The sequence below is a fragment of the Streptomyces sp. NPDC085596 genome (assembly GCF_044541565.1).
Taxonomy (GTDB): domain Bacteria; phylum Actinomycetota; class Actinomycetes; order Streptomycetales; family Streptomycetaceae; genus Streptomyces.
In genome coordinates this window covers 607901-619477 of sequence record NZ_JBITTC010000002.1, presented here as the reverse complement: position 1 = coordinate 619477, position 11577 = coordinate 607901, and the positions used below count along the sequence as shown (strand labels likewise).

The following is an 11577-nucleotide window of genomic DNA, read 5'->3' as shown; positions in this document are numbered from 1 at the left end:
GGCATGAGTGACGACGCCCCCACCACCGAGCCCGGCCGCATCCCCAACAAGGGCAAGCTGGCCAAGGACCTCAACGAGGTCATCCGCTACACCCTGTGGTCCGTCTTCAAGCTGAAGGACGTGCTGCCGGAGGACCGCGCGGGTTACGCCGACGAGGTCCAGGAGCTGTTCGACCAGCTCGCCGCGAAGGACGTCACGGTCCGCGGCACCTACGACGTGTCCGGCCTGCGCGCCGACGCCGACCTGATGATCTGGTGGCACGCCGAGACCGCCGACCAGCTCCAGGAGGCGTACAACCTCTTCCGCCGCACGAAGCTGGGCCGCGCCCTGGAGCCGGTGTGGTCGAACATGGCGCTGCATCGCCCGGCCGAGTTCAACCGCTCGCACATCCCGGCGTTCCTCGCCGACGAGACGCCCCGCAACTACGTGAGCGTCTACCCCTTCGTGCGCTCCTACGAGTGGTACCTGCTGGCCGACGAGGACCGCCGCCGCATGCTCGCCGACCACGGCAAGATGGCCCGCGGCTTCCCGGACGTGCGCGCCAACACGGTCGCCTCCTTCTCGCTCGGCGACTACGAGTGGCTGCTCGCCTTCGAGGCCGACGAGCTGTACCGCATCGTCGACCTCATGCGTCACCTGCGCGCCTCCGAGGCCCGCATGCACGTCCGCGAAGAGGTGCCGTTCTACACCGGCCGCCGCAAGTCCGTGGCCGAACTGGTCGCCGGGCTGGCCTGAGCCGAACGGGTCGCCGGGTCGCCTAGGCGCCCTTGCCCTTGAGGGTGTCCCGCTGCGGGGTGCCGCGTCCGGCCGGCTCGGCGGGGCGCGGCTCCGGGCGCGGGGCGCAGGCGGCGCGGCGGCCGGGCAGGCGGCCTTCGAGCAGGTAGGCGTCCAGGTGGGCGTTGACGCACTTGTTGGGGCCGCCGCCGATGCCGTGCGTGCCCGCGTCCCGCTCGGTGACCAGTGTGGAGCCGGCCAGCCGCCGGTTCAGCTCCAGCGCCCCGTCGTACGGTGTGGCCGCGTCCCGCTCGGCGGCGAGGATCAGCACCGGCGGCGTCTCGCCGGGTCCGGTGCGCACGTCGAGCGGCTGCTGCCGGGGCGCGGACCAGTAGGCGCAGGGCAGGTTCATCCAGGCGTTGTCCCAGGTCTCGAAGGGCGCGGTGCGGGCGAGGCGGGTGTTGTCGCGGTCCCACACTCTGAAGTCGGTCGGCCAGGGCGCGTCGTTGCACTCGACGGCCGCGTACACCGCGCTGCCGTTCTCCGCCTCGGCGGCCGTCTCCGGGCTGGGCGCGGCCAGCCGGACCAGGGGCCCCGCGTCGCCCTTCAGATAGGCGGCGAGGGCGGCGGCCCGGCTCGGCCAGTAGTCGTCGTAGTACCCGGCCATCAGGAACGTGTTCTGGAGCTGGCCCGGACCGACCTTGCCGTCCGCGGGGTGCGCCTGAAGCTTGTCGCTCGCGGTGTCGTAGGAGTGCTGGACGGCGGCCGGGGTCGCGCCGAGGCCGTACACGCCGTCGTGGCGGGCCACCCAGGTGCGGAAGTCCGCCCAGCGGTCCTCGAACGCGGCCGACTGGTCCAGGTTCTCGCGGTACCAGACCTTCGCCGGGTCCGGGTCCACCGCCGAGTCCAGCACCATCCGCCGCACATGACCGGGGAAGAGGGTGGCGTACAGCGCGCCCACGTAGGTGCCGTACGAGCCGCCCATGAAGGTCAGCCGGGACTCGCCGAGCGCGGCCCGCAGCACGTCCAGGTCGCGGGCGTTGTTGAGCGAGTTGTAGAACCTCAGCCCGCTGCCCGACCGTTCGGCGCAGCCGCGCGCGTACGCCTTCGCCCGCGCGATCCGCTCCCGCTTGTACGCCTCCGTCGGGTGGACCGGGGCGAGCGAGGGCGCCTTGAAGAACTCCTCCGGCTTCTCGCAGGACAGCGGGGCCGAGGGCGCGACTCCGCGCGGGGCGTAGCCGACGAGGTCGTAGGCGGACGCGATCCGCTTCCATTCGGGCACCACGCCGATCATCGGGAAGTTCAGGCTGGAGGCGCCGGGGCCGCCGGGGTTGTAGACGAGGGCGCCCTGCCGGGGAACCTTCCGCTTGCTGTTGGCCGGGTCGCGCTGGGTGGCCGGCATCCGGCTGACGGCCAGCTCGATGTGCTTGCCGCCGGGGCGGGCGTAATCGAGCGGGACGCGTACGGTGGCGCAGCGCATTCCGGCCGGGGCTTCGTCGGGGCAGGCGCCGAAGCCGAGGCCGGCCGCTCGCGCCCGGGCGGCGGCGACAGCGGCGCCGCGTGACTCGGCCGCGCCCGGTGTGCCGGGGGTGCCGGGGGTGCCGCCCGCCGGGGTCACGGCGAGGCCGGTCAGCAGCAAGGAACCGGCGGCCGAGTACAGGGCGGCAGCTCTCATCGGGTATCCCTTCGGTGCGCGGCGGCGATGGCACGGCTGCCATGGCCCGGCGGCGACAGAAGGGATGTTTCGGAAGGGGCGTCGGGGAAGGCAAGCACCGGCACGCGTGTGTCGGCGTCAGTGCTCCCTGTGCGCCCCCGGCGCATCGCGGTGGGTGAACGCGGCCCGCAGTTCGGGCTCGTTCAGGGCGCGCACGCCCCGTATGGCGAGCCGGGTGAGGAAGGAGCCCTCGTCGCCGTCCGCGGCCGGACGCCGGGCCACTTCTCCGAGGAGCCGCTGCCCGGCGGGGGAGGCCCAGCGCGGGTAGGGGTGCACCTCGACGCGGGCGATGGCCAGACAGCTCAGGGTGAGGACGAGGGGCAGCGCGAACCACAGGGCGATCTGGAAGCGCGGCAGGTCCACCGGGACCGGCATGAGCAGCGCCGTAACGCCCAGCGCGAGCACGGCCACGGCGGCGGCGCGCACCTGGCGCACCCCGGCGGCCACGGTCGTCCCCGTGTCGAAGGGGACCGCGAGGCCGGCGCCCACCAGCTTGTCGGCGAGCCGCTGCACGGCCTCCGCACCGGCCGCGGCCGCCCGTACGGGGGCGATCCGGGACTGTCCCTGAGGGCCGATCGCGCCGATGACGGACCGCTCCATCTCGTCCCGCCCGCGCGGGTCCACCACGGTGGCCCAGCCGGTGTGCGCGAGCAGCAGGCGGCGCTGCCGGGCCATCCGGACCATGGCGAGGTCGGCGACGCGGGAGGGGCCGCCGGACAGGAACGCCGTCTCGTACAGCGTCAGATCACGGTCATGGCCGCTCGCCCGCGCCGCGCGGTCCGCGGCGGCCGCGCGGACGGCGGCCAGGCACAGCCGGGTGCAGGCGATGGCGGCGAAGGCCCAGGCCGGAAGCAGGAGGAGGACCCAGAACATGAGCTGTTTCTATGTCAACGGCCCCTGAAAAACCATGGCTTGTTCAGTATCCGGACAGAGCGTTGCCGGTATGTGACGTTCCGTTTTTCCCGCAGGTCAGTGAGCGCGGTCAGCGCCGCCCCGGCCGTACCCGTCTGGCCAGCCGGGCGGCCGGACCGGGCGGGCGGGGTGCCGGGCCCGCGCGATCGAGCCACCACTCCCGCAGCCTCCTGCGCGCCCGCGCGTCCGCGGGGTGGCCCGTCTTGAGGAGCTGGGCGGCGAACTCCAGCGCGTCCTGCCGGTATCCGCCGCGCATCGGCCGGGTGCGCGCGTAGCCGAGGAACGCCTCCCGGTACCCGGCGCCGAGGATCACCGGCAGTTCGGGCGCCACCTTGGCCACCACGTCCGCCCGCTTCGCCGCGAGCGACCGCGCCTGCACCCCCATCCGCCCCCGGTCGAACCCCTCGGGCAGCGGCGTCCGCGCCACCAGCGCCGACAGCACGGCGGTCTGCGCGACGGCCACTCGCTGCCGCGCCTCGGCGGAGGCGTCCGGCGGGGCGGGGGCGGTCGTGCCGGCCATGGCCCGCGGGGTCCCGCAGCCTTTCCGCACCGCCTCCCCGATGGCCGCCAACTCCGTGTGCAGCTCGGCCGGTTCGGGGAAGTTCTCGTCCCGTTCCAGCAGCACACCGGGCGGTGCGACGCGGGATGCCAGGTCGGTCAGGATGTCCAGCACCTCAGGCGGTACGGGGTGCGCGTGACTGTCGTGCCAGACGCCGTCCCGCTCGAAGCCGCCCGCGACATGCACGTAGGCCAGCGCCTCCAGCGGGAGCCGGTCCAGCGCCTCGGCGGGGTCCTCGCCCCGGTTGACGTGGTTGGTGTGCAGGTTGGCCACGTCGATGAGCAGCCGTACGCCGGTCCGCTCGGCCAGCTCGGCCAGGAACTCGCCCTCGCTCAGCTCCTCGTGAGGCCAGGAGAACAGCGCGGCGATGTTCTCCAGCGCCAGCGGCACCGGCAGCGCCTCCTGCGCGATGCGCACGTTCTCGCACAGCACGTCGAGCGCGTCCCGGGTGCGCGGTACGGGCAGCAGGTGGCCCGCCTCCAGTGGCGGCGACGCGGTGAGCGGGCCGCCCGCGCGGACGAACGCGATGTGCTCGGTGACCAGCGGCGCCCCCAGCGCCTCGGCCCGCTCGGCCAGCGCCCGCAGCCGGGCCTCGTCCGGCCGGTCCGCGCCGCCGAGGCCGAGGGAGACACCGTGCGGGATCACCGTCACCCCGCGCTCCAGCAGCCGCAGCAGCGGCTCCGGGAGATGGCCGGGGCAGACGTTCTCCGCCACGACCTCCACCCAGTCGATCCCCGGCATGCCCGCCACCGCGTCCGCGATCTCCGGCCGCCACCCGATCCCCGTCCCCAGCCGCATCCCCGTCCCCCTCCTTCGGTTGCCGGGGGTATGGCCCCGACGGGGGCACGTGAACCGCTGGGGCGGCGGGTTCAGAGCAATATTTGAGGTTCGCCGGTCAGTGGAGCGCCGGGTGGTCGGCGACCACCGTGGCGGAGCCCGGGGCGATCTCGGTGAAGCCCGCGTCGCGGACCAACGGCAGTCCGCCGGTGGTGAGTTCGCGCCAGTGGGCGGGGGTGGCGGTGCGGACGGTGAGGGGGAAGTCCGCGGCGTGCCAGGCTTCGCGGGCCGCGTCCGACAGGGCCCACCAGGCGAGCTGGGCGCCGTGGCCGACCTGGGCCATCTCCTTGCCGGCCGACATCTTCAGGTCCGGGTTCAGCCAGAGCACGGGGGCGGTGCGGTCGGGGTCGGCGGGGAGTTCGGGGTCGTCCAGTTCGGTGCCGGAGACCTGGAGCTTGGCCAGCTCCTTGGGCCAGCCGTCCAGCGGGATCGGCGGGAAGACCCGTACCTCGGCCGAGGCGCCGGTCACCGTGATGCCGGGCAGCTCCTCCGCGCGGCGCCACTCCGCGCCCCGCGCCCGCCGGACCACCTTGCGGATGCGGGCGTCCTCCCAGTCCCGTACCGCCTCGGCCCACTCGCCGTCGCCGCGCGCCCGCTCGTCCCCGAGCAGGACGAGCACGGCGCGTGCGGCGGTCTCCAGCGCGTCGGTACGGGCGGGCGGCGCGCTCTTCTCGATCCGTACGACGAGGGGCAGTACGAACTGCGGGGCCTCGTCGCGCGGGGTGGGCTCGGTCTGGAAGGGGCTGTCGCCGGGGGCGGCTGAAACATGGCTCACGTCGGCCAACCCTACGAGCACCCCGGTCCGGCCCGGTACGCCGGTCAGCGCGGGGTGCCGGACTCCCGGATCAGCTCCGAGACCTTCACGAACCGGTAGCCCTGCTTGCGCAGCTCCGGCACCACCGAGCGGACGACCCTCTCGGTCGTCGGGGCGGCGCTGCGGGTGCAGTGCATGACGACCACCGAACCGGGCTTCACCCCGTCCAGCACCTGGCGCACGACCGCGTCGGCGTCCGTGGCGAAGGCGTCGCCGCTGATCACGTCCCACTGCACGGCGGTGACACCCGCGCCGCTGATCGCGCGCAGCGCGTCACGGTCGTAGCAGCCGCCGGGGAACCGGAAGTACGGCATCGGGTTCGGTACGCCCGCCTTGCGCAGGGAGGCGTACGTGCGCTGGACCTCCGTCAGCTTGCCGTCCGGGGCGACGGTCGGCAGGCCGTAGCAGTCGCCGGTGAACGCGTAGTGGCTGTAGGAGTGGTTGGCCACCTCGAACCGGGCGTCGTGCCCGAGGGAGCGGGCCTGGTCCGGGTACTCCTCGGCCCAGCGGCCGGTCATGAAGACGGTCGCCGGGACCTTCAGCGTGCGCAGGGCGCCGATGAGACCGGGGTTGTCGAAGCGCTCACCGGCGGCGGCGCGGGGCCCCTCGTCGGCGGTCATGTCGGCGTCGAAGGTCAGCGCGACGGTCTTGCCCCGGTCGCGCGGGCCGTGCTCGAACACGGGGGTGAGGCCGCCCGGACCCGCCGCCATGGTGGGCGTGCCGGCCGGGGACGGGGAGACGGAGGCATGGGGCTCGGCGTGGGCCGGGCGTACGGGCTTGGCGGGGTCCGCGGTACCGCAGGCGGCGAGAGCCGCGCCCATGGCGCAGACGGCGGTGATACGGCGTACGAGTGCAATCACCGTATGAAAATAGGACCGCCAAGCTGGTCATATGTTCATCCACCCACCGACGCGGCGAGACGGTCACCCGCGCGGCGGTCCGGTCCGGCAGCCGCTTTTGCCGCTCTTTACGGTTGCTCGGGCCGCCCCTCCGCATGGGTGACCCGCTCCTGGGGCTGGTCGAGGACGGCGCCCAGATCCGGTGGGCCGGTCAGGGCGTCCAGGTAGGGGGACGCCGGCTCCTGGGCCGGTGCGATCTCCGGTACGGGCTCCTCGGGTGTCTCCGGCTGCTCGGGCTTCTCGTGTGTCTCCGGCTGCTCGGGCCTCTCGGGCTTGCGGTCCGTGGGCTGTCCGTCGCGGGCGCCCCGTTCCAGGAAGTGGAGCAGTTCCACCGGGATGGGCAGGACCAGGGTCGAGTTCTTCTCGGCCGACACCGCCATCACGGTCTGGAGCAGGCGCAGTTGCAGTGCCGTCGGGGTGTCCGCCATCTGCTGCGCGGCCTGGGCGAGCTTCTTCGACGCCTGGTACTCGGCGTCCGCGTTGATGATCCGGGCCCGGCGCTCCCGGTCGGCCTCGGCCTGGCGGGCCATCGACCGCTTCATGGTGTCCGGCAGGGAGACGTCCTTGATCTCCACCCGGTCGATCTGGACGCCCCAGCCCACGGCCGGGCTGTCGATCATCAGCTCCAGGCCCTCGTTGAGCTTCTCCCGGTTGGACAGCAGATCGTCCAGATCGCTCTTTCCGATGATCGACCTGAGCGAGGTCTGCGCCATCTGCGAGACGGCGAACCGGTAGTCCTCCACCCGCACCAGCGCGTCAGTCGGCTCGACCACCCGGAAGTACACCACCGCGTCCACCCGCACGGTGACGTTGTCCCGCGTGATGCCCTCCTGGGCCGGGATCGGCAGCGTGACGATCTGCATGTTCATTTTGTGCAGCCGGTCCACGAACGGGATGATCAGCGTCAGTCCGGGCGGCCGGGGCTCACCCGAGATCCGCCCCAGCCGGAACAGGATTCCCCGTTCGTACTGCTTGATGACGCGCATGGCCGCGGCCAGGCAGATGAGGCCGAGCCCACCGGCCACCGCTATGAGCGTGATCACGAGCTCCAACATGGTCGCCCCCCTCACCGAGAGGTCCGATTTGCTCCCTTACTCAACAGTACGTCCTGTATGTGAGCTGAAGCTACGGCCTGTACATGAGGACGGGGCCGGGGCCACGGGATCGCACCCGTCGCCCCGGCCCCGTCAGCGGCCGTGGTGGATCAGCCCGCCGGGGTCTCGGCGTGCTCGTCCCGCTTGACCGGAGTGGTCAGCCGCACCGGCTCCGTACCGGCCGCGCTGTGCCGCTCGGCCCAGTTCTCCAGGGCGGTGCGGCAGGCGTGGTCCAGGTGCAGCAGCCCCGAGAGGTCCAGCCGCACCGGACGGTCCTTGGGCAGCGCCTCCAGGCCGTCCAGTATTTTCGGCAGCCGCAGGAAGGTCGCGTTGCCCGAGAGGTAGGCGTCGACCGGGCCCGCGCCCTTGTCTATGACGGTGACCTTGATGTGCGACGCCTCCCAGGCGGTCTTGACGATCGCCAGCGCCAGCCCGATGAGCACGCCCTCGAACATGCCGACCGCCACGATGGACACCGCCGTCACGGCCAGCACCAGCGCCTCGCCCCGCTGCTCGCGCCACAGCCCCGCCAGCGCCCGGACCGGCACCAGCTTGGCCCCCGAGTAGATCAGGATGCCCGCCAGCGACGGGAGCGGGATATGGGCGAGGACGCCCGGCAGCAGCGCCGCGAACAGCAGCAGCCAGACACCGTGCAGCACCCGGGACGCCTTGGTCCGCGCGCCCGCCTGCACATTGGCCGCGCTGCGCACGATCACCGCCGTCATCGGCAGCGCGCCGAGCAGTCCGCACACCGTGTTGCCGACGCCCTGGGCGGTCAGCTCGCGGTCGTACTCGGTGCGCGGCCCGTCGTGCAGCCGGTCCACGGCCGCCGCGCTGAACAGCGACTCGGCGGACGCGATCAGGGTGAACGCGATGATCGTGCCGAGCACCGCGAGATCGGCGAACTCGGCGAAGGCGCTCAGCGGCGGCGGCTGGACCGCGCCCAGCAGTCCCTGCACCTCCACCATCGCCACCGGCATGCTGAACACCAGCGCCGCCAGCGTGGCGAGCCCCACCGCGGCCAGCGGTCCGGGCACCGTACGCACCTTCGCCGGGAGGTGCTTCCACAGCACCATGACAACGATGGTGCCCGCGCACAGCGCCAGCGAGGCGAGCGCCCTGCCGTCGCCGAACGCGCCGGCGAGACCGCGCGGCAGACCGAGCATCTTGTCCAGCCCGGCGTCCGGAGCCTTGGCCGCCATGGCCGGATACAGCTGGCCGGCCACCAGGACCAGACCGATTCCGGCCAGCATGCCCTCCACGACCGCCAGCGATATGGCCCGGAAGTACCGCCCGAGCCGCAGCACGCCCATCGCGACCTGGAGCAGACCGGTGGCGAGCACGATCGCGCCCAGCACCGGCAGCCCGAACTCCTTGACCGCCTCGAAGACGAGCACGGTCAGCCCGGCCGCCGGACCGGACACCTGGAGGCTGCTGCCGCGCATCACCCCGGTGACCAGACCGCCCACGATGCCGGTGACGAGCCCCAGTTCGGCCGGGACCCCGGAGGCGACGGCCACACCCACGCACAGCGGGAGCGCGACCAGGAAGACGACGAGGGAAGCGGTGAAGTCCTGCCGCGGATACGGAACGCGCGATATGCGATCGTGCCTGGTCATCGGCGCGCTCACAGGGCTTCGAAGGTGTCGGTGTCGGGCCGGTGCGTACGCACGGCCCCGGTGTGCACCTCGTAGTACCAGGCGTGCAGGGCGAGCGTGCCCTCCGCCGTCCTGCGCTCGACGCAGGGGTACGAGCGCAGGCGCAGCAGCTGGGTCAGGGCGTGGCACTGCACGCCCTCGGCGACCTCCGGGTCCTCGGCGGCGCCGGCCGGGCGCGGGGCGGCGTGCGCCAGCCAGTCGCGCACGGCGGGTACGGCGGTGAGGTCGTCGCCGCGCACCAGCGCGCCGACCGCGCCGCAGTGCGAATGACCGCAGACGACGATGTCGCGGACGCCGAGCACCTCGACGGCGTACTCGATGGTCGCGGCCTCGCTGGTGGGGTGCCGCGAGGTGTGGGGCGGGACGATGTTTCCCGCGGTGCGCAGCTCGAACAGCTCGCCGGGGCGGGCGCCCGTGATCAGGGCCGGGACGACCCGTGAGTCGGAGCAGGTGATGAACAGGACCTGGGGGGACTGGCCTTCGGCGAGGCGGGCGAACTCCTCAGGGCGCCGGCCGAACGTGCGGGCGTAGTCGATGAGGGGCTGCATGATGTCTGGACTCCTCCTGGCGCGCCTCGATGGCGCGTCGGGCTTGCACGACTGTGGTGGGGGGAGCGAGCCCGCCCCTCAGCAGCGGAAGACCTGAAGGGCTGCCGGGGAATGGGCTCCGGAGGATCTCGTGACATGGGCGTCCGGGAAGCCGGAACGCGAGGGCGGCGCGGGCTCGGCCGGCCGCCGGGATATGAGGGGGCGCTCCAGCGCCGGGGTGGGCGCGGTGCCGCGCTGGCGGTGCCGGTCGGCATGGGTGGCGACGGGCGGCGTCTTGGGGCGGCGGGGTTCGCGAACGGTGTCCGCTCCCTCGCCCGCCGACTGGGCGACGAGGGCTGTGCCCGGCGCGTCGTTGGCCCCGGCCTCACCGAGCGTATGCGCGGTTGCGAAGGGTCCGGAGGGTGCGAAGAGCTGGAGGGAGAGCAGTGCGACAGCGAACAGGGCGAGCACCGCGCCAAGCGTCCTGCCTCGGGACATGCGCACCCCCCTGCGGAAATCCGCGTCTCTTGTACGCGCCAAGCATTGGTCAATGGATGGTCAAGAAACACGTTAACCCGGCGAGATGCTTTGCAGGGTTAACAGCGGGTTACGTGTGCCAGGAAGCGTGAAAAATGCGGGTCAAGTGGCTGGAATCAGCCCTTGACCCGCATAAGTTGATGAGATACCAGAAACAGGGAAGCCGGTCGGTTTATCCGACGGTCACTCAGTGGCTCGCTCGCTCAGTCACTCGGCGACGAGGCCCTTCGCGTCGCGCGCCAGCGCGGTGAGCCGGGAGATCGCGCGGAAGTACTTCTTGCGGTAACCGCCGTTCAGCATCTCCTCGCTGAACAGCTGGTCGAAGGGCAGCCCCGAGGCCAGTACCGGGACCTCGCGGTCGTAGAGCCGGTCCGCCAGCACCACCAGCCGCAGCGCCGTCGACTGGTCCGGCACCGGCCGTACATCGGTGAGGCACACCGCGCGCAGCTCGTCGGTCAGCGCGCCGTACCGGCTCGGGTGCACCCTGGCCAGGTGCTCCAGCAGCTGCGGGAAGGCGTCCAGCGAGGCGCCCTCGGCGCGGTACGCCGCCTTCGTCACCTGCTCGTCGGAGTAGGGCGCCGGAGCCTCGGGCAGACCGCGATGGCGGTAGTCCTCGCCGTCGATGCGCAGGGCGCGGAAGTGGGCGGACAGGCCCTGGATCTCGCGCAGGAAGTCGGCCGCCGCGAACCGGCCCTCGCCCAGCTTGCCGGGCAGCGTGTTGGAGGTGGCGGCCAGCGCCACGCCCGCCTCGACCAGCTTGCCGAGCAGGCTGGAGACCAGCACGGTGTCACCGGGGTCGTCCAGCTCGAACTCGTCGATGCACAGCAGGGCATGGCCGGACAGGGTCCGCACCGTCTGCTGGAAGCCGAGGGCGCCCACCAGGTTGGTCAGCTCCACGAAGGTGCCGAACGCCTTGCGGGAGGGCTCGGCGGGGGTGGCGTGCCAGAGCGAGGCGAGCAGGTGGGTCTTGCCGACGCCGTAACCGCCGTCGAGGTAGACGCCGCGCGGGCCGGCCGGGGCCTTGGCCTTCGCCCGGCCGAAGCCGAACAGGCCCCGCCTGGCCTCGGTCCGCGCCTGGCCGAGCCCCGTCGCGAAGCCCTCCAGTACGCCCACGGCGTCGGTCTGGCTGGGCTGGTTCGGGTCCGGGATGTAGGTGGCGAAGCGCACCGAGTCGAAGCGGGGCGGCGGCACCATCTCGGCGACCAGACGGTCGGCCGGGACGTGCGGCTCGCGCGCGCACAGGGACAGCGGGCCCGCTTCGGTCAGCGGGCTGGAGCCGGAGGCTGCGGTGGAGGACACGATTACCCATGCT

The 11577-nt window shown here is 72.8% G+C and carries 11 protein-coding genes; 1 reads left to right on the top strand and 10 read right to left on the bottom strand.

From position 1 onward, the window contains the following. The first annotated feature begins 3 nt into the window (after positions 1-3). A complete protein-coding gene (hemQ, locus tag ACIGA3_RS08450) occupies positions 4-735 on the top strand; it encodes a hydrogen peroxide-dependent heme synthase (RefSeq protein WP_393601430.1) in 732 nt (243 codons plus the stop codon). A 22-nt stretch (positions 736-757) separates the two neighbouring features. Here hemQ and ACIGA3_RS08445 read toward each other — a convergent pair whose 3' ends face one another. The 10 genes from ACIGA3_RS08445 to zapE form a co-directional block, all read right to left on the bottom strand. Next, entirely contained in the window at positions 758-2389 is a 1632-nt protein-coding gene (locus tag ACIGA3_RS08445; RefSeq protein ID WP_399711791.1) for an alpha/beta hydrolase, read from the bottom strand. 117 nt (positions 2390-2506) lie between these two features. Continuing rightward, positions 2507-3301, bottom strand: a complete 795-nt coding sequence (locus ACIGA3_RS08440; protein ID WP_399711789.1) for a TIGR04222 domain-containing membrane protein — start codon at positions 3299-3301, stop codon at positions 2507-2509. A 109-nt stretch (positions 3302-3410) separates the two neighbouring features. Next, on the bottom strand, positions 3411-4697 hold the full coding sequence (locus ACIGA3_RS08435) for a DUF692 domain-containing protein (protein ID WP_399711787.1): 1287 nt from the start codon (positions 4695-4697) through the stop codon (positions 3411-3413). A gap of 97 nt (positions 4698-4794) precedes the next feature. Then, positions 4795-5511 (bottom strand): peptidyl-tRNA hydrolase, encoded by a 717-nt coding sequence (locus tag ACIGA3_RS08430; protein ID WP_399711785.1) that lies wholly within the window; start codon positions 5509-5511, stop codon positions 4795-4797. Between the two features lie 44 nt (positions 5512-5555). Continuing rightward, positions 5556-6410, bottom strand: a complete 855-nt coding sequence (locus ACIGA3_RS08425; protein WP_399711783.1) for a polysaccharide deacetylase family protein — start codon at positions 6408-6410, stop codon at positions 5556-5558. Positions 6411-6517: 107 nt separating this feature from the next. After that, positions 6518-7504 carry a slipin family protein gene (locus ACIGA3_RS08420; RefSeq protein ID WP_399711781.1) on the bottom strand — a complete coding sequence of 329 codons (987 nt, stop codon included), beginning with the start codon at positions 7502-7504 and terminating at the stop codon, positions 6518-6520. Positions 7505-7653: 149 nt separating this feature from the next. Then, positions 7654-9162 carry a SulP family inorganic anion transporter gene (locus ACIGA3_RS08415; RefSeq protein ID WP_399711779.1) on the bottom strand — a complete coding sequence of 503 codons (1509 nt, stop codon included), beginning with the start codon at positions 9160-9162 and terminating at the stop codon, positions 7654-7656. A gap of 8 nt (positions 9163-9170) precedes the next feature. Then, complete coding sequence (locus ACIGA3_RS08410; RefSeq protein WP_399711777.1) at positions 9171-9749, bottom strand: carbonic anhydrase; 579 nt, start codon at positions 9747-9749, stop codon at positions 9171-9173. A gap of 78 nt (positions 9750-9827) precedes the next feature. Beyond that, positions 9828-10226 (bottom strand): hypothetical protein, encoded by a 399-nt coding sequence (locus tag ACIGA3_RS08405; protein WP_399711775.1) that lies wholly within the window; start codon positions 10224-10226, stop codon positions 9828-9830. Between the two features lie 246 nt (positions 10227-10472). After that, the gene (gene zapE, locus ACIGA3_RS08400) at positions 10473-11567 is read right to left on the bottom strand and encodes a cell division protein ZapE (RefSeq protein WP_399712516.1); all 1095 of its coding nucleotides are present in this window, start codon (positions 11565-11567) and stop codon (positions 10473-10475) included. Positions 11568-11577 lie beyond the last annotated feature (10 nt).